Raw genomic sequence first — 18,387 nt, 5'->3', positions numbered from 1 at the left:
TCACAGGATCTGTCGGCTCGTGGGCCGGGCCCTGCGGGGTGCGCCATGAGTGCGGCTGCCTGGGACGGCGCCGTGGCGCGCGCCATCGATCTGCGGCGGGCGCTGCACGCCGAGCCGGAGCTCACCTGGGCGGAGCACGACACGGCCGCGCGGGTGCGGGCCGGCCTGGACGAACTCGGCCTGCGCTGGCGGCCCTGTGCCGACACGGGGACCGTGGCGACCCTCGCGCCCGCTGCCGGCGGCCGCCATCTCGCCCTGCGCGCCGACCTCGACGCCCTGCCGATCCACGAACAGACTGAGCTGCCCTGGCGCTCGCGGCGCGAGGGCTGCATGCACGCCTGCGGGCACGATGGCCACACGGCCACGCTCTACGCCGCCGCCGCCTGGCTCGCCACGGTGGAGGACCGCCTGCCGGGACCGGTAACGCTCCTGTTCCAGCCGGCAGAGGAGGGCGGGCACGGCGCCGCGCGGATGATTGCCGACGGCGCCCTGGAAGGGGTCGATGCCGTCTTCGGCTGGCACAACTGGCCGGCCATTCCCTTCGGCCGCGCCGTCTGCCCGGACGGGGTGGTGATGGCGGGCAACGGCACCTATCGCCTGACCCTGCGCGGTGCGGGTGGTCACGCAAGCCAGCCGGAACTCTGCCGCGACCCGGTGCTGGCGGCCGCCGCGGTGGTACAGGCGCTGCAGCAGATCGTCAGCCGGCGCCTGCCGGCACAGGCGGCGACGGTGCTCAGCGTCACGTCCATCGATGCGCGCAGCAACCCGACCGTTATCCCGGATGACGCGGTGATCGAGGGCAGCTTCCGCATCGCCGACGACCGCGACCGCAGCCGCCTCGGCGACCTGATGACCGAGATCGCTACGGGCACCGCCGCCGGTTACGGCGTGGACTGCGAGGTGGAGCTGTTCCCGCGCTATGGCCCCACGGTGAACCACGCGGAGGAGGCGGCCTGCTACCGCGGTGCCCTGGCGGCGGAGTTCGGGCCGGCCGTGCTCGATGGGGAGACGCGCCTGCCGATCATGGCCTCCGAGGACTTCAGCTACTACCTCCGGGAGCGCCCGGGGGCGTTCGCGCTCGTCGGCGCGGGCGGTGACGAAACCCGTCACCAGGTGCCGTGCCACAGCGCCCGCTATGACTTCAATGATGCATTGATCGCCCCCATGGCGCGGGTTTACGCGCGCCTTGCGGGGGCGCCCCTGCCGGCCGCTGCCCGGCCGCACCCGCTACCCGACGACTCAACGACAGAAACGACAGAGGAAAGGCAATGAATACAGCCATGAACGCTCCCGAGGGAGTCGACGTCTTTCAACAGTGGGAATCCGAGCTGCGCGGCTATTGCCGTCTCTACCCCACGGTCTTCAAGTCCGCGTCCAACGCGCGCCAGGTCGATGAGGCCGGCAAGTCCTACATCGATTTCTTTGCCGGTGCCGGCGTGCTCAACTTCGGCCACAACAATCCGCGCATGAAGAAGGCGATCATCGACTACATCGAGGCCGACGGTGTCGCCCACAGCCTCGACATGCACACCACGGCCAAGCGCGACTTCCTTGAGGCCTTCGTCGCTACGATCCTCAAGCCCCGGGACATGAACCATCGCATGACGTTCATGGGGCCCACGGGCACCAACGCCGTCGAAACAGCGCTCAAGCTCGCGCGCCGGGTCACGGGGCGCCGGTCCGTGGTGGCCTACACCTCGGGCTTCCACGGCATGACCCTGGGCTCCCTCGCCGCCACGGCGAACAGCTATTTCCGCAATGCGGCCGGCGTCCCCCTGGAGCACGTGCTGCGGCAGCCCTTTGGCTGCGAGAAAGTCTGCCTCGGCTGCAACAAGGGCTGTGGCATGGCCTCCCTGGACGCCCTGCGCGGCCAGCTGGAGAATTCCTCCTCCGGCCTCGAGCCGCCGGCCGCGTTCCTGGTCGAAGCGATCCAGGCCGAGGGGGGTGTGCACGTGGCCAGCGCCGAATGGCTGCGCGCGGTGGAGAAACTCGCGCGGGACGTCGGTGCCCTGTTCATCGTCGATGATATCCAGGCCGGCTGTGGCCGCACCGGGTCCTACTTCAGCTTTGACGGCATGGGGCTCGACCCGGACATCATCACGCTGGCCAAGGGAATCGGCGGCTTCGGCACGCCCCTGGCCATGAACCTGGTCAAGCCCGAGCACGACGATCACTGGCAGCCGGGGGAACACACGGGGACCTTCCGCGGGCAGGGCCTGTCCTTTGTCGCCGGCCGCGAGGCGCTCGCCTACTTCGACGACGACGTGCTCATGAAGGAGGTCGCCGCCAAGGGGCAGCGCATGGCCGAGCGGCTGCAGGCCTTTGCCGATGGCAGGGACCACCCGATGCAGGTGCGCGGCAAGGGCATGATGCAGGCTCTCGATGTCGGCGACGGCGCCATTACCAAGGAGGTCTGCGCGCGCTGCTTCCAGGACGGTCTGCTCATCGGCGCCAGCGGCACCCTTGGCTCGACCTTCAAGCTGATCCCGCCGCTCACGATTCCCGACGAAGACCTCGACGAGGGTCTCGACACCCTGCTGCGCAACCTGGAGGCCGTTCTGGAGGAGCGATGAGACAGCGCGATGACATGACCTTTCCCTTCGAGGAGTACGAGCGCCGGCTGCGCGAGCTGCGCGAGCGCATGGCGGCCCGGCTCCTCGACGCGGTAGTGATCACGGACCCGGAAAACCTCATGTACCTGACGGACTACCAGACGACCGGGTACTCCTTTTTCCAGGCGCTGGTCGTCCCCCTGGACGACGAGCCCTTCATGATCACCCGGCATCTGGAGGAGTCGAACATCCACGCCCGCACCTGGGTGGAGAAGACCCGGCCCTACCCGGATACGGGGGACGCGATCCAGATGCTGGTGGAGGCGCTGCGGGAGTTCGGCCTCAGCGACAAGACCGTGGGCTATGAACGCAACAGCTATTTCTTCCCGGCCTACCACCAGGACGCGATCCACACGACCTTCCGCGACGGCCGCCTGATCGACTGCTTCGGTATCGTCGAGGAGGGCCGGGTATGCAAATCGCCGGCGGAACTCGAGATCATGCGCCGGGCGGCGAAGGCCACGGAGGCCGGCATGCGGGCGGGCTTCGAGGCCTGCGAGGCCGGTGTAACCGAGAACGAGATCGGTGCCGCCATTTCCTCGGCGATGTTTCGCGCCGGCGGCGAGCCCCCGGCGGTCATGCCTTATGTGGTCTCCGGGCCGCGGTCGATGATCGGCCACGCCACCTGGGAAGGGCGCACGGTGCAGCCCGGCGAGCACGTGTTCATGGAGGTCGGCGGCTGCTACCGGCGCTACCACACGGCGATGATGCGCACCGTGATCTGCGGCGAGCTCACGGGCGCGATGGCGCAGGCGCAGGAACGCATGAAGTTCGCCCTCGACGAGGTGCACGAGCAGGTACAGCCCGGCCTCACCGTCTCGGACGTGGACAACCTGGTGCGCAACATCATCACCGACAACATGGTCGGCGCGAGCCTCATCACGCGCTCGGGCTACTCCATTGGCATCGCCTTCCCGCCCTCCTGGGACGAGGGCTACATCATCAGCCTGAAGCAGGGCGACTCGCGGGTCCTGAAGGAAGGCATGACCTTCCACATCCTGCCCTGGATGTGGGGCGTGGAGGGGGACAAGACGGTCGGTATCTCCGACACGATTCATGTGACGGCCGACGGCTGCGAGAGTTTCTTCGGTCTCGATCGGGATTTCGTGGTCAAGCCCGCCAGCGGCAAGTCCGCCGGCGGCAGAAAGGCGGCGGAGGCCGCACCGGTGTCCGCCGTGAAAGCCAACGGCGAGGACAAAGGAGCCACCCATGCAGAGAGTGATTGACCCGACCACCGGCCGCCTGCTCCGGGAGGTACCCTACGCGGATGCGGCGCAGGTGGAAGCGGCGCTCGCGGCGAGCCATGCGTGCTTCCAGGACTGGCGCCGCGCCAGCTTCGCCGAGCGCGGCGACGTGCTTCGGGCGGTGGCCAGGCACATGCGCGACGATGTCGAGGGGCTGGCATCGCTCATGACCGAGGAAATGGGCAAGCCCATCCGCGAAGCCCGCGGCGAGGTGGAGAAGGCGGCCTGGGCGGCGGAACACTACGCGGAGCATGCCGAGGCCTACCTCGAACCGCTGACCCTGCCCTCCGACGCCACCCGCAGCTACGTGCAGCACCTGCCCATCGGCACCGTGCTTGGCGTCCTGCCCTGGAATGCGCCCTTCTGGCTCGCCTTCCGCTTTGCGGCGCCGGCGCTCATGGCCGGCAATACCTGCCTCATGAAGCACGATGCCCACGTGCCTTCCTCCGCCGCCGCCATCGGGGCGCTCTTCGAGCAGGCCGGCGCGCCCGCGGGCCTGTTCCAGGACCTGCCCATGGACCATGCGGCGGTGGCGGACGTCATCCGGGACGACCGGGTGCGGGCCGTTTCCTTCACCGGCTCCGATCGCGGCGGTGCCGCGGTGGCCGCCCTCGCCGCCGCCGAGATCAAGCCGGCGGTGCTCGAACTGGGCGGCTCGGACCCGTGCATCGTGCTCGCCGGTGCGGAGCTCGAGGCGGCGGCGGACGTGATCACGCTGTCGCGCATCATCAACGCGGGGCAGAGCTGCATCGCAGCGAAGCGCATCATCGTCGAGGACGCGATCCACGACGAACTCGCCGCGCTGCTCGAAGAGCGCCTCGCCGCCCTCACCGTCGGCGACCCGCGCGAGGAAAGCACCGATGTCGGCCCCATCGCCCGCGAGGACCTGCGCGACAACCTGCACCGGCAGGTGCAGGAGACCATCGCTGCGGGCGCGCGCTGCCGCCTCGGCGGGGAAATGCCGTCGGGCGAGGGCTTTTTCTACCCGGTCACCTTGCTCACGGAAGTGACCCAGGCGATGACCGCGGCCCGCGAGGAGACCTTCGGCCCGGTCATGGCCCTCCTGCGTGCCGCGGATGCAGAGGAGGCGATCGCCATGGCCAACGACACCCGCTATGGCCTCGCCGCCTCGGTCTGGGGGGAGACCGGCCGCGCCGAGGCCATCGCCGCCAGCCTCGACACGGGGCAGGTCGCCGTCAACGGCATCGTGAAAACCGACCCGCGGCTGCCCAGTGGCGGCGTCAAGCGCTCCGGTTACGGGCGCGAGCTCGGACCGCACGGCATCCACGCCTTCGTCAATGCGCAGCAGGTCTGGGTGGGGCCGAAACAGGCGGGCTGACCCCGGCATCCCCGGAGGGCGGTAAAATTGGCAAAAATTAGCGGTACGGCACGGCGATGGTTTGCTATGCTGGTGTCGGTTGCATAAAAAGACCGCTTTGGCGGTCCGGCCATATAACGACAACTACGGGGTAAATGCCATGCCGATCACTGCGCAAGTCCGTCCTCTGCTCACCCATCGCCGCCCGCTCGTCGCCGGCCTCGCCCTGGCCCTGGCGGCCGGTGCCCAGGCCCAGGACCTGATGCTCGAGGAGGTCATCGTCACCGCCCAGAAGCGGGCCGAGAGCCTGCAGGACGTACCGATCTCCGTCAGCGCCGTCAGCGGCGACAAGCTCGTCGAGGCCAACATCAGCAATCTCGAGGCGCTGACGACCTACGTGCCGAACTTCTCCATGAACCAGAGCGGCATCTCGAACAACATCACGATCCGCGGCGTCAGCTCCGGTATCAACCCGGGCTTCGAGCAGTCCACCGGCATGTACGTGGACAACATCTACTACGGCCGGGGCCAGCTGGCGCGCTCGCCGCTCTTCGACCTCGAGCGTATCGAGGTGCTGCGCGGGCCACAGCCGATTCTCTTCGGCAAGAACAGCATCGCCGGCGCCGTCAGCATGGTGACCGCGAAGCCGACGCAGACCTTCGAGGGGTCCGTGACGGCCCTCTACGAGACCGAGGAAGAGCGCCAGGACTACCGCGTGGTGCTCTCCGGGCCGCTCACGGACACGCTTTCCGGCCGCCTGTCGCTCATGTACCGCGACGTGGAGGGCCCCTACACGAACACGGTCACCGGCGACGACGAGAAACAGGAAGAGGAAATGGTCTACCGCGGCTCCCTGCTGTGGGAGCCGACGCAGCAGCTCTCCGTGTGGGCCAAGTACGAGCACTCGGATTTCGATGACAACGGACGCAACGTCGAGCTGACGCAGAGTATCGTGCGCGAGGACCTCGCCGGCACCGGGCAGGGCACGGACTACATCACCGCCCTGGACAATTTCGTCGGCCTCGCCAACGGCGTGCTCGGCCTGCAGCCGCCGGTTACCTATACCGGGTCGGACGGTGAACTCAACCGCGTCCGCGGCGGTAACAGTGACTTTCACGACAACCAGTCGGATGTGTTCGTACTCAAGGTCGACTACGACCTCGGCGGCCTGACACTGACCTCGACCACCGGTTACCTCGAATACGAATTCCAGCAGGACTGCGACTGCGACTTCACCAGTGCGACGATCTTCAACGCCCTGCAGGACGAGGCCTTCGAGCAGTTCAGCCAGGAAATCCGCGTGACCTCGCCGGGCGGCGAGACCCTCGACTACATCGCCGGCCTCTACTACCAGACCAACGAGCTGGACTTCGAGGACTCCATCAACGTGATGGACAACAGCCTCCTGCGGCTCCTCAATCCGGCGTTCTCGAATATCCGCACGCGGCGCTTCGCGGACCAGGAAAGTGACATGTGGGCAGCCTTCGCCCAGGTGACCTGGAACATCTCCGATACCTTCCGCCTGGTACTCGGCGGCCGCTACAGCGAGGAGGAGAAGACGGCGACCAAGTCGCAGGTGCATTTCGGCCCCGACGACCAGCCGACCCCGGCGACGGACCCCACGGGCCAGACGCCGAACGTGCTCTGGGGCCTGAACCCGCTCTTCGGCGCCTTCAGCATCGAGCCCTACGACACGATCTCCGGCAAGCGCAAGGAGGAGGAGTTCAACCCGCTGGTCACGCTGCAGTGGGACGCCACCGACGACATGATGCTTTACGCAACCTACGTGGAGGGCTTCAAGGCCGGCGGCTTCGACATCCGCTCCAACGGCCATCCGGACCCGAATGTCGTCAACGCCCAGAACCTGGGCCGTGGCCTCGATATCGTCGGCGTCTTCGAGTTCGAGGACGAGTCTGCCGAGAGCTTCGAGGTGGGTGCGAAGATGGGCATCGGCGACACGGCGGAGCTCAACATCGCCGCCTTCTACACGGAGTACACGAACCTGCAGACGAGCCAGTTCGACGGTGTCCTCGGCTTCAATGTCCGCAACGCCGGCGAGGCGGAGATTTCCGGTGTGGAAATGGACGGCCGCTGGCTGGTCACCCAGGGCCTCACCCTGAGCGCCGCCGTCGCCTACCTCGACTTCGAATACACGGACTTCAAGAACAACCAGTGCTACTTCGGCCAACAGGTGCTGGACCCGGGCGCCGTGCAGCCCGACGGTGTCACCTGCGACGCCACCGGCAAGCGCAAGGAATACACGCCCGAGTGGACGGGATCGCTCATCGCCGATTACGTGATGCCGCTGGGTGACAGCCTGGAACTGCGCACCACCCTGGACCTCAACTACAGCGATTCCTACACCTACAACCCGACGCTGGACCCGCGCAGCGAGCAGGACTCTTTCACCAAGGTGAACCTGCGCGTCGCGGTCGGTGCCCCCTCCGGGCAGTGGGAGCTCGCCTTCGTCGGCCAGAACCTGACGGACGAGGATGTCGTCATCTACGGCGGCGAGGCGCCCCTCGCCGGCACGCTGACCGGCGGCACGGGCATGGCCTACTACAAGTTCCTCGACCGGCCGGCTACCTACGCGCTCCAGGGCACCTATCGGTTCTAGACCCGCAGGTAACGACAAGGGACGGGCGTCCACCGGGGCGCCCGTTTTGTTTTGGGGCATCGCGCAGTGCCGGGACGGATGCTGGAGAGTGCCCCCAGTCGCTCCCCGATACACGCTTTGTGGGGGCACTCTCCACCATCCGCCCCTACCCGTAGTGGAAGGTCGACCGAGTCGGAACTACGCGGGGCGCCCAGGGGGCAGGGCGGGATACTGCTCTCACAAAGCGTGTATCGGGGAGCGACTGAGAGCAGTATCCCGCCCTGACCCCGGAACCGTGCGATGGTTTCTTTCCGTGAGCGGTGCTGGGCTAAGATTCACGCATGAGCGAGGAAGCGGAAGGCGCGCCGCGCAAGATCATCCACGTCGACATGGACGCGTTCTACGCCAGCGTAGAGCAGCGGGACGACCCGTCGCTGCGGGGGCGGCCCGTGGCGGTCGGCGGTTCGGCGCGGCGGGGGGTGGTGGCGGCGGCGAGCTACGAGGCGCGGGTGTTCGGGGTGCGCTCGGCGATGCCCTCGGTCACGGCGAAGCGCCGTTGCCCCGGGCTCGTGTTCATCCAGCCGCGCTTCGACCACTACCGGGACATCTCCCGGCAGATCCGCGGGATCTTCGCACGCTACAGCGACCAGGTAGAGCCGCTGTCGCTGGATGAGGCCTACCTCGACGTGACCGTCGATCGAGCCGGGCTCGGCAGTGCCACGGCGACGGCGCAGGCCATCCGGGCTGCCATCCGCGAGGAGACGGCGCTGACGGCGAGCGCGGGCGTCAGCTACAACAAATTCCTGGCCAAGATCGCGTCTGACCAGCACAAGCCGGACGGTCTCTGCGTCATCACACCGGCGCAGGGGCCCGCGTTTGTCGCGGGGCTGCCCGTGCGCCGCTTTCACGGCGTGGGGCCGCGCACCGCCGAGCGCATGGCGCGGCTGGGGATCCATACGGGGGCGGACCTGCGGGCCTGTGAACGGGCCTTCCTCGAGCAGCATTTCGGCAAGTTTGCCGGCTACCTCTACGGCGCGGCCCGGGGCGAGGACCAGCGCCCGGTGCGGCCCGAGCGGCAGCGCAAGTCCATCGGCGCGGAGCGTACCTTCGGCGAGGATCTCGAGGACAGCGCCGCCGTGCACGCGGCGCTGGACCGGATCGCCGCCACGCTCTGGACCCGGGTCGAGGGGCAGCCGCTGCGCGGGCGGACCGTGACGGTGAAGGTGAAGTACTCCGATTTCCGGCTGCTGACCCGGGCGCGTTCCGTGGCCGTGCCCGTACAGACGCCGGAGCGGCTGCGCGAGCTGGCGTCTGCCGCCATTGCACCGCTGCTGCCGCCGGCGCGTGGGATCCGGCTGCTCGGTATCGCGCTCTCGGCGCTGGCAGCGCCCGAGCCGCCGGCAGCCGGGGTCCGTGAGCCCCGGCCGGGACAGCAGTCGCTCGCCTTCTGAGCATCGCTCGCGCAGAACCTTGCCGGCCCTGCCGCGGAGGGGTCATCATGGTGCAACCCGACGAAAGAGCGTTTGCGCATGGATGCCCTGTATCCCCCCATCGAACCCTATGACCATGGCTGGCTTACCGTTGGCGATGGCCACGAGGTCTACTACGAGCAGTGCGGCAACCCGGCCGGCAAGCCCTGCCTCTTCGTGCACGGCGGCCCGGGGGGCGGGGCGGGCAGGGACGCGCGGCGCTTCTTCGACCCCGAGCGCTACCGCATCGTGCTTTTCGACCAGCGCGGCTGTGGCCGGTCCCGGCCCCATGCGTCGCTGGAAGCCAATACCACCTGGGACCTTGTCGCCGACATGGAGCGGCTGCGGGACACCCTCGCTATTGAGCGCTGGCTGGTCTTCGGTGGCTCCTGGGGGAGTACGCTGTCGCTCGCCTATGCGCAGGCCCACCCGGACGTGGTCAGCGAGCTGGTGTTGCGCGGCATCTTCCTCCTGCGCGAGCAGGAGATCCGCTGGTTCTATCAGTACGGGGCGAGTGAGCTGTACCCGGATGCCTGGGAGGCCTACCTCGCGCCAATCCCGGCGGCGGAGCGCGACGACCTGGTGCAGGCCTTTTACCGGCGGCTGACCGGTCCGGACGAGGACGAGCGGCTGGCGGCGGCGCGCGCCTGGTCTGTCTGGGAGGCGTCCACGAGTTTCCTGCGGCCGCGGGCGGACTTCGTGGCGCAGCTCGATGCGCCAGCGGCGGCGCTGGCCATGGCGCGCATCGAGTGCCATTACTTCGTCAACGGCGGGTTCTTCGAGCACCCCGACCAGTTGCTGGAAGGGATCGACCGCATCCGCCCTATTCCGGCCGTGATCGTACAGGGCCGCTACGACGTGGTGTGCCCGCCGGTGACCGCCTGGGAGCTGCACCGGGCCTGGCCGGAAGCGGATTTCCACCTCGTGCCCGATGCCGGCCACTCCGCCTTCGACGGCGGCAACGCGGCCGCGCTGGTGGCGGCGACGGACCGCTTCGCGCGCTGCTAGGCGGGGAGCAGCAGGGCGCGCAGCAGGAGCGCCACCGCCCCCACCGCCAGCACGCCGGCCACCCAGAGGCCGATGAACCAGCACACCCTCCGCAGGGCGGACGGCAGCGGCTGCCCGCCCATCAGTGGTAGCCCTCGTCCGGGTCCAGCTTGCCGCGGAATACCCAGTAGGCGTAGCCGGTGTAGCCGAGGATCAGCGGCAGCATGACGAGAGCGCCGACGAGCATGAACCACTGGCTCGAGGCCGGTGCGGCCGCCTCCCAGAGTGTCACCGAGGTCGGGATGATGTACGGCCAGAGGGAAATGCACAGCCCGACAAAGCAAAGTGCGAACAGCCCGAGGGTCAGCAGGAAGGGGGCGAGGTCGTGGCCGTCGCGGGTGAGGGAACGGTAGAGCCAGATGCTGAGCACCGCGACGAGGAGAGGCACGGGCGCGGCAACGGCGGCCGTCGGCAGGGTGAACCAGCGGGTCCAGTAGGCGGCTTCCAGGAAAGGCGTCGCGAGGCTCACGGCACCGATCATGGCCACCGTGATCCCGCCGGTGATTACGGCGATGCGCCGCGCGCGGTCATGGACCTCGCCCTCCGTCTTCAGCACCAGCCAGCAGGCGCCGAGGAGCAGGTAGCCTACCGCCACGGCGACACCGGTGAGCACGGTGAAGGGCGTCAGCCAGTCCCACCAGCCCCCGCCATAGCTGCGCCCGTCCACGCTTACCCCCTGGAGTACGGCGCCCAGGGCGATACCCTGGGCCAGGGCGGCAACGGCGGAGCCGAGGATGAAGGCGCGGTCCCACCAGCGCCGCCAGCGCTCCGTGCGCCAGCGGTATTCGAAAGCCACGCCGCGGAACACGAGGGCCAGCAGCATGGCGATGATCGGCGTATACAGCGCGGTCATGTAGATGCCGTAGGCCATCGGGAAGGCGGCGAAGAGGCCGCCGCCGCCCAGGATGAGCCAGGTCTCGTTGCCATCCCAGACCGGCGCGACGGAGTTCATGAGCAGGTCGCGGTCGCGGCGTGCGGGGAAGGCGGCGAAGAGCATCCCGATGCCGAGGTCAAAGCCGTCGAGCACAACGTAGATGAAAATGGCAAGCACCAGCAGGCCTGCCCAGGCGATCGTCAGCTCCACGAGGTACCTCCGGTTGGCGCGACCTCCTGGAACTGAACCGCTGGCACGGTGCCCGCCGTGCGCAGGGGGCCATCCGTGGGCGGGCCGCCGACCCCATCGGGACCCTGGGCCATCAGCCGGAGCACGTAGAAGATCCCGGCGCCGAAGACCAGGAAATAGACCACGGCGAACACCAGCAGGGAGGTCGCGACGGCCGGCGCCGCGATCGGCGATGCCGAAGCGGCGGTGGTGAGCTCGCCATAGACCGTCCAGGGCTGGCGGCCGACTTCCGTGGTGACCCAGCCGGCAATCACCGCCACCAGGCCGGACGGCCCGAGGGCGACAGCGGCCCGCTGCAGCCAGCGGTCCTCGTAGAGGCGCCCGCGGTAGCGGGCCCAGAGGCTCCACAGCCCGAGCCCTGCCATGGCCAGTCCCAGCCCCACCATGATCCGGAAGGCCCAGAACACCACGCCCACGGGCGGCTGCGCTTCCGGCGGCACCGTGTCGAGGCCCGCCAGCGGCGCATCGAGATCATGCTTCAGGATCAGCGACGACAGCTTGGGGATTTCCAGCGCGTAGCGCACCTCGCCGGCCGCGGAGTCGGGTAGGCCGAGGAGGATGAGCGGTGCGCCCTCCGGGTGGCTCTGGTAGTGCCCCTCCATGGCCATCACTTTGACCGGCTGGTGCTCCAGCGTGTTGAGGCCGTGCAGATCACCGATGAGCACCTGTAGCGGGGCGACCAGCGCCGCCATCCACAGGGCCATGGAGAACATCCGCCGCACCGGCGCGCTGTGCCCATGCCCGCGCAGCAGGTGCCAGGCAGCCACGCCGCCGACCATGAACGCCGTGGTCAGGTAGGCGGCGGTCAGGGTGTGCGCGAGGCGGTAGGGGAAGCTCGGGTTGAAGATGATCGCCAGCCAGTCTGTGGGCATAAACTGCCCGTTCGCGGCGACCTCGTAACCCGTCGGCGTCTGCATCCAGCTGTTGACGGCGAGAATCCACGTGGCGGAGAGCGCCGTGCCGAAGGCGACCATGGCGCAGGCCAGCATGTGCAGCCGCTCACCGACCTTTTCCCGCCCGAACAGCATGATGCCCAGGAAGCCTGCCTCGAGAAAGAAGGCGGTGAGCACTTCGTAGGCCATCAGGGGGCCGATGACCGGCCCCGCGCGGTCGGAAAACACCGACCAGTTGGTGCCGAACTGATAGGACATGGTGATGCCGGAGACCACGCCCATGGCAAAAACGAGGGCGAAGATGCGGATCCAGAACCGGTACAGCGTCAGATAGCTCTGGTCGCGAGTCCACAGCCAGAGGCCGTTGAGCACGGCGAGATAGCTGGCCAGGCCGATGGACAGGGACGGAAAGATGAAGTGGAACGCGACCGTGAAGGCGAACTGGGCGCGGGCCAGCAGTATGGGGTCGAGGGCGTCGAGCATAATCAACTACAGCACGGTGTGAGCTTGGTACGGGCCAGAGGCACGGACAGACCTGCGAGCGCGGGGCCGCGCGGTGCCAGTGCCAGGCAACGGCCTTCAAGCGCACGGTCGGTCCGGGCCTGTCGGAGGCGCAGCGGTAAGGGCGGGCAGGCTCCCGGCCGGGGACGCTGCCTGGACCGGGGAAAAATGGTGCCGGCAAGAGGATTCGAACCTCCGACCCACGCATTACGAATGCGTTGCTCTACCAACTGAGCTATGCCGGCCCGGAAGAGGGCGCGATTCTATGCCATCGGTCCGGTGCCGGCAAGCGCGCGGCCGGATTGCCGCCGCAGGCGGTCAGCGAAGCGACGCGACGTAGTCAGCCTCGGGGTCCGGTGCATCGTCCTTGGGCGCCAGCTGCAGTTCCAGAGCGCGGTCCAGTTCCTCGGCAATGCGCTTGAGCGGGGCGCCGAAGGCATCGTCTGCCGCGGGCTCGAGCTCGAGTACGGCCATATCGACCACCGGGGCGTCCGGCGCCGCAGCCGGCGGTTCCGCGGCGGCCAGGGCGCTGGCAAGGACGGCCAGCCAGGTGAAGTGTTTCACGGTATCCTCCAGGATTCAGGAAGTGTGTAGATATGTAACATTGAGTGTTACGGAAAGATAATAGTACCAATTTGGATTTTTGCAAGTGCTAATAAGAAATTTTTCTCGCGGCAGACGCCCGCCGGGCGGGGATGCGCCGCACCTTGCGCGCGACTGTAGGTATCGAAATGGAATCTAATTTGAGCCCGCATGGTTGCGGGTGGGAGGGGGCGCCGCTGCCTAGAGCGAGGCGATCTTGAGCAGGGTATCGCGGAAGATGCGGTGGGCGGTCGCCAGGTCCATGGCCTGGTCGAAGTAGACCGCGGACCGCAGGCCGATCATCATCGCGTAGGCGACCTCCGCGGCGTCGCGGTCGTCACCGAGGTAACAGGCTGGCGCGGCCTCGAAGATGGCGGCCAGGTGGTCCTTGCAGCGCAGGTCAAACTCGGCCTTGGTCACGCGCAGGACTTCGTCGTGCACGGCCGCGCCGAAGCACTCGAGCATGAAGCCGATCTCGGTCCGCGTGCTGGCCTCGCCGCGGAACCACAGGTCGGCCAGGTGCTCGATGCGATCCCGGGCGCCTGCGTCCCCCCGGTCGCCGATACGGGCGAGGAACTTCTCCGACACGTTCTCGAAATACTGCTCGAGGATGTCTTCCTTTCCGCGGAAGTAGTAGAGCAGGTGGCTCGCCGACATACCGGCACCGGTGGCGATGTCCGCCAGGGTCGTGCGCGTGTAGCCCTTGTCGATGACACAGTCGTGCAGTGCCTGGAAGATCCGGCGCCGACGCTCGGCACTGCGTGCCTGGCGGCTGCTCCGGGGGGCCTGTTGCGCGCTTGCGGTGCTGTTCAAGGGAGTGGCTTCCTTGCGTGGGCCGGGCAACGCTACCAAAAAAAATTGTTTGAATCTTCTTCAAATAATGCTTAGCCTTGGCCCCATAAGTCGAATAAGCGACCAGAGGATCTGCGTATGGCCATCGCCACGCCCGCCCCCGACCCTGCAGCGCGTGCTGTCATCGGCGATCTGCTATCGCGTGCCGCCTTCGCGCTCGACGAGCAGCAGGACGCCATGCTTGCCGCCTGTTTTGCCGAGGATGCGGTGTTTACCCTGCGCATCGCCGGTGGTGACCTGATCGGCCCCTTCGAGGGCCGGGAGGGCATCATGGGCCTGATGCGCGGCGCCTGGGACGAGCAGACGGACAAGCGCCGCCACGTCGTGTCGAACGTGTTTTATCCGCCGGCGGACGAGGCGACGGTGGCCGGTGCCATTGCCGTCGTTTCCTACCTCTCGCTGTTCGCCACGGAGCACGGCGAAGCGCAGTTGCTGTGCACCGGCGTCTACCGCGACGAGGTGATCGTCGACGGCGCGCGGTGCGAACTGGTGCGCCGGCACCTCGAACTCGAGAAGGCTTACTGACGCCGCCATGAATATCGGTCGCATCCCGGCGAAAACGGCACGCATGCAGCCCAGTATACCGGCGCTCATCGATATCCCCAACGACCGCCGGATCAGCTACGGCGAGCTGGACGAACGCGTGCGGCGCCTCGCCAATGGCCTCCTGGACAGCCTCGGTGCGGAGAAAGGCGACCGCATCGCCGTTCTCTCGAAGAACTGCATCGAGTACATGGAGCTCTATTTCGCCTGCGCCCGCGTGGGCCTGGTGCTCCAGCCCCTGAACTGGCGCCTCGGCACCGCCGAACTGGCCCGCATCATCGAGGACGGCGAGCCCCGCGCCCTGGCCTATGCCGGTGATTTCGACGAGGTCGTCGACGCCCTCGGCACACAGCTGACGCTGCCCCGCTGGCTGCGCTTCGGCCCCGGCGGCGAGTACGAGCAGCTTATCGCCTCGGGCAGCGACGCCGAACCCGCGGTCGCCGACAGCGTGGGGGACCACGATCCGGTGCTGATTCTCTACACCGGGGGCACCACCGGCCGCTCGAAGGGTGCCCTGCATACGCACCGGTCCCTGTTCACGGGCATGGTCAACCAGACGGTTGCCGAGCGCGTGCAGCGCGATGACGTGTACATGCTGACCGGCCAGATGTTCCATATCCCGGTGGTACTGGCCATGAACTACATGGCCCACGGCTGCCCCGTTGTCCTGATCAACTTCGAGGCGCGGCTGGCCCTGGAGGTGATCGAGCGGGAACGGGTCTCGGCCTTCCTTGGCGTCACTACCATGCTCAACTGGATGATGGCCGTTGACGACTTCGAGCGCTTCGACCTGTCGAGCCTGCGCAACATCCAGTACGGCGGCGGGCCCATGCCGCGCAAGGTCGTGGAGGCGGCCCTGGCCGCCTTCCCCTGCACCATCATCCAGGGCTACGGGCAGACCGAGGGCATGACCATGAGCTTCCTCTCGCAGGAAGATCACCGCGGCGCCGTCGACGGAAAGCACGCCGGTCGCCTGTCCTCCTGCGGCCGCGAGGCGTTCATGACCACCCTGCGCGTCGTCGACGGTAGCGGCAACGACGTGCCCCGGGACGGGCAGACTCCCGGTGAGATCATCGTCAGCTCGGAGGCGAACATGGTCGGCTACTGGCGTCAGCCGGAGCAGACCGCCGAGACCCTGCGCGACGGCTGGCTCCACACCGGCGACGTCGCCACCTGGGACGAAGCCGGCTATGTCTACATCGTCGACAGGGCCAAGGACATGATCATCTCCGGTGGCGAGAACATCTTCAGCACCCAGGTCGAGGCCGCCATCCACCAGCATCCCGCGGTGCTCGAGTCCGCTGTTTTCGGGGTGCCGGATGACGAGTGGGGTGAGGCCGTCAAGGCCGTGGTCGTGCTGAAGCCGGGGATGAGCGCCAGCGAGGCGGAGATCATCAAGACCGCGAGCGAGCACCTGGCCTCCTACCAGAAGCCGCGCTCCGTCGATTTCGTGGAAAGTCTTCCCAAGGCGCCCACCGGCAAGATACTCAAGCGCGACCTGCGCGAACCCTACTGGCGGGAGCACGAGAAGAATGTCTAGTTCGACTGATACGGCCGCCGCGGAATCGCTCCTCACGCCCGAACTCCTCGCCAACATCGGCCGCCAGGACGCGCCGCGGCGCGAGCTGGTCACGCGGCGGGAAATCCGCAAGTACGCGATTGCCACCGGCAACCGGCAGCAGCGCTACCTCGACGGCGACGTGGCGCCGCCCATGTTCCACGTGCCCCTGTTTTGGGACGTGGTCACCATGGAGGAGCTGTCGCCGGACGGCGTCTTCATCGACAAGCTGCTGCCGAAGTTCCCGCTGGAAAAGGCCATGGCCGGCGGGCTCGAGATCGAGTACCTGAAACCGATCCACCCCGGGGACTGGCTCACGGCAACGCGCACGCTCACGGATATCTACGAGAAGCGCGGCCGTTCCGGGCCCCTCATCTTCTACGAACTGGTCATGGAAGTACGCAATGACGACGGTGAACTGGTGATCCGGGAAAAGACCACGAGGATCCTGCGGTGACGAGGGCGACGGTGAAGCGGGACTGCAAGGTCGGCGATACACTGCCGGGCTTTACGCGCAGCTGTGACGAGATCCAGCTGTTTCTCTATAACGCGGTGCTCTACAACGCCCACCGCATCCACTTCGACTACCCCTACGCCACGGAGGTAGAGGGTTATCCCGGCCTCGTGGTCGCCGGTCCGCTCCTCGGCGACTGGCTGCACCAGTGCGTGGAGGAATGGCTGGACGGCGAGGGCGAACTCGAGCGGATCAGCTATTCCAACCGCGGCGCCGCCTACGTGGGCGATGCGCTGCACGTCGGCGGCGAGATCACCGGGCTGGACGAGGCCGCCGGAACGGCCGCGCTCACCCTGTGGGTGCGCAACGACGCCGGCGATACGCTCGTGCCGGGGGAGGCCACGGTGCGCCTCCGCGGGGACGGCGCGCCGTGAGCCTGCGGGCTGCCACTGCCCTCGTGGGCGCCTTCGACACGGCAGTGGGCGTCGTGCCGGGCGTGACGCCCACGGAACTCTGCGCCGAGGCGATCCGCGGCGCCGTGGCCGATGCTGGACTCACCCTGGACCAGGTCGACGGTCTCATTACCTGTAACGCCATGGCGCAGCCCATTCTCTACCACGCGGAGGCCATGGCCGAGTACCTGCAGCTGTTCCCGAAGCTGTGCCTCACCCTGCCCACGGGCGGCGGCACCACCGTCACCGCACTGGCTCACGCCGCCGCGGCGATTCTCGCGGGGGAGGTCGATACGGTGGTCCTCGCCATGGCGGACAGCCTGCGCAGCGGCCTGACCCGTGACCAGGCCATGCGTATGCAGTCGTCCACCGGGCACCCGGACTTCGAGCAGCCCTACGGACCGACGGTGCCCGCCTACTACGCGCTGATCGCCCAGGCGCACATGGCGCGCTATGGCACCCTGCCCGAGCACTTTGCTCGCGTCGCCGTCGACACGCGTGCCCATGCCGCGCGCAACGAGACGGCGCAGAAGCGCGACCCGATCACCGTGGACGACGTGCTCGCCTCGCGACCCATCGCCGACCCGCTGCGGCTCCTGGACTGCTCCCTGGTCTCCGACGGCGGCTCGGCGGTCGTGCTCACCCGGGCCGATCGCGCCCGGGACCTCGCGCAGCCGCCGGTTTACTGCCTCGGCTTCGGCGAAGGGCACAGCCACGAACACATCAGCCAGGCGCGAGATCTCACGGCTTCCGCCGCGCGCGCCTCCGGCGCGGCGGCCTTCGCCATGGCGGGCCTCGGCCCGGCGGACCTCGCCTTCGCCCAGCTCTACGATTGCTTCACGCCGACGGTGCTGGTCGAGCTCGAGGACCTGGGGTTCTGCGCGAAGGGCGAGGGCGGGGCCTATCTCGCCAGCGAGGGCATGGGTCCGGACGCCCGGCTACCGGTCAACACCCATGGCGGCATGCTGTCCCACTGCCACCCCGGCAACCCGGGCGCCATGTTTGCGCTCACGGAGGCGGTACGCCAGCTTCGCGGCGAGTGCGGTGCGCGCCAGGTGGCAGGGGCGGAGGCGGGCCTCGTGCACGCCCAGGGCGGGATCATGTCCAGCCACGCGACGCTCATCCTGGGCCGGGAGGTGTAAG

17 protein-coding genes and 1 tRNA gene are annotated in these 18,387 nt (G+C 68.0%); 12 read left to right on the top strand and 6 right to left on the bottom strand.

Annotated features, from left to right (window positions below):
- The first annotated feature begins 45 nt into the window (after positions 1-45).
- The 7 genes from doeB2 (at position 46) to pip (ending at position 10,247) form a co-directional block, all read left to right on the top strand.
- Entirely contained in the window at positions 46-1,272 is a 1,227-nt protein-coding gene (gene doeB2, locus ACX93N_RS03490; protein WP_459427003.1) for a N(2)-acetyl-L-2,4-diaminobutanoate deacetylase DoeB2, read from the top strand.
- Positions 1,269-2,573, top strand: coding sequence for a diaminobutyrate--2-oxoglutarate transaminase (locus ACX93N_RS03485; RefSeq protein ID WP_459427002.1), 1,305 nt, complete (start codon positions 1,269-1,271; stop codon positions 2,571-2,573). Before doeB2 ends, ACX93N_RS03485 begins: the two co-directional genes overlap by 4 nt.
- Positions 2,570-3,838 carry an ectoine hydrolase gene (gene doeA / locus ACX93N_RS03480; protein WP_459427001.1) on the top strand — a complete coding sequence of 423 codons (1,269 nt, stop codon included), beginning with the start codon at positions 2,570-2,572 and terminating at the stop codon, positions 3,836-3,838. The genes ACX93N_RS03485 and doeA overlap by 4 nt, the downstream gene beginning before the upstream one ends.
- Entirely contained in the window at positions 3,822-5,195 is a 1,374-nt protein-coding gene (locus tag ACX93N_RS03475; protein WP_459427000.1) for an NAD-dependent succinate-semialdehyde dehydrogenase, read from the top strand. Before doeA ends, ACX93N_RS03475 begins: the two co-directional genes overlap by 17 nt.
- Before the next feature lie 139 nt (positions 5,196-5,334).
- Entirely contained in the window at positions 5,335-7,791 is a 2,457-nt protein-coding gene (locus tag ACX93N_RS03470; RefSeq protein ID WP_459426999.1) for a TonB-dependent receptor, read from the top strand.
- A gap of 320 nt (positions 7,792-8,111) precedes the next feature.
- Positions 8,112-9,221, top strand: coding sequence for a DNA polymerase IV (gene dinB / locus ACX93N_RS03465; protein ID WP_459426998.1), 1,110 nt, complete (start codon positions 8,112-8,114; stop codon positions 9,219-9,221).
- 78 nt (positions 9,222-9,299) lie between these two features.
- A complete protein-coding gene (pip, locus tag ACX93N_RS03460) occupies positions 9,300-10,247 on the top strand; it encodes a prolyl aminopeptidase (protein ID WP_459426997.1) in 948 nt (315 codons plus the stop codon).
- Here the strand turns inward: pip and ACX93N_RS03455 are convergent.
- The 6 genes from ACX93N_RS03455 to ACX93N_RS03430 all read right to left on the bottom strand — a co-directional run bounded on the left by ACX93N_RS03455 (position 10,244) and on the right by ACX93N_RS03430 (position 14,198).
- Positions 10,244-10,333 (bottom strand): hypothetical protein, encoded by a 90-nt coding sequence (locus ACX93N_RS03455; protein WP_459426996.1) that lies wholly within the window; start codon positions 10,331-10,333, stop codon positions 10,244-10,246. The genes pip and ACX93N_RS03455 overlap by 4 nt on opposite strands.
- 35 nt (positions 10,334-10,368) lie before the next feature.
- On the bottom strand, positions 10,369-11,370 hold the full coding sequence (gene cydB, locus ACX93N_RS03450; RefSeq protein WP_459426995.1) for a cytochrome d ubiquinol oxidase subunit II: 1,002 nt from the start codon (positions 11,368-11,370) through the stop codon (positions 10,369-10,371).
- Entirely contained in the window at positions 11,361-12,785 is a 1,425-nt protein-coding gene (locus ACX93N_RS03445; RefSeq protein ID WP_459426994.1) for a cytochrome ubiquinol oxidase subunit I, read from the bottom strand. Before ACX93N_RS03445 ends, cydB begins: the two co-directional genes overlap by 10 nt.
- A 187-nt stretch (positions 12,786-12,972) precedes the next feature.
- Positions 12,973-13,048: transfer RNA gene (locus ACX93N_RS03440), tRNA-Thr, on the bottom strand.
- A gap of 73 nt (positions 13,049-13,121) precedes the next feature.
- Positions 13,122-13,367 (bottom strand): hypothetical protein, encoded by a 246-nt coding sequence (locus ACX93N_RS03435; protein ID WP_459426993.1) that lies wholly within the window; start codon positions 13,365-13,367, stop codon positions 13,122-13,124.
- Between the two features lie 219 nt (positions 13,368-13,586).
- A complete protein-coding gene (locus ACX93N_RS03430; RefSeq protein ID WP_459426992.1) occupies positions 13,587-14,198 on the bottom strand; it encodes a TetR/AcrR family transcriptional regulator in 612 nt (203 codons plus the stop codon).
- 117 nt (positions 14,199-14,315) lie between these two features.
- Here ACX93N_RS03430 and ACX93N_RS03425 point away from each other — a divergent pair, with 117 nt between their 5' ends.
- Genes ACX93N_RS03425 through ACX93N_RS03405 form a run of 5 tightly spaced genes read left to right on the top strand, consistent with a single transcriptional unit; the run spans position 14,316 to position 18,386 of the window.
- Positions 14,316-14,762, top strand: coding sequence for a nuclear transport factor 2 family protein (locus ACX93N_RS03425; RefSeq protein WP_459426991.1), 447 nt, complete (start codon positions 14,316-14,318; stop codon positions 14,760-14,762).
- 7 nt (positions 14,763-14,769) lie between these two features.
- Positions 14,770-16,320, top strand: coding sequence for an AMP-binding protein (locus tag ACX93N_RS03420; RefSeq protein ID WP_459426990.1), 1,551 nt, complete (start codon positions 14,770-14,772; stop codon positions 16,318-16,320).
- Positions 16,313-16,795: an FAS1-like dehydratase domain-containing protein gene (locus tag ACX93N_RS03415; protein ID WP_459426989.1), complete on the top strand. Its 483-nt coding sequence runs from the start codon at positions 16,313-16,315 to the stop codon at positions 16,793-16,795. Before ACX93N_RS03420 ends, ACX93N_RS03415 begins: the two co-directional genes overlap by 8 nt.
- Positions 16,792-17,226, top strand: coding sequence for a hotdog family protein (locus ACX93N_RS03410; RefSeq protein ID WP_459426988.1), 435 nt, complete (start codon positions 16,792-16,794; stop codon positions 17,224-17,226). Before ACX93N_RS03415 ends, ACX93N_RS03410 begins: the two co-directional genes overlap by 4 nt.
- Positions 17,223-18,386: a thiolase C-terminal domain-containing protein gene (locus ACX93N_RS03405; RefSeq protein WP_459426987.1), complete on the top strand. Its 1,164-nt coding sequence runs from the start codon at positions 17,223-17,225 to the stop codon at positions 18,384-18,386. The genes ACX93N_RS03410 and ACX93N_RS03405 overlap by 4 nt, the downstream gene beginning before the upstream one ends.
- Position 18,387: the final 1 nt, after the last annotated feature.

It is taken from the genome of Pseudohaliea sp. (assembly GCF_054552115.1).
This window is presented reverse-complemented; position numbering and strand designations above follow the sequence as displayed.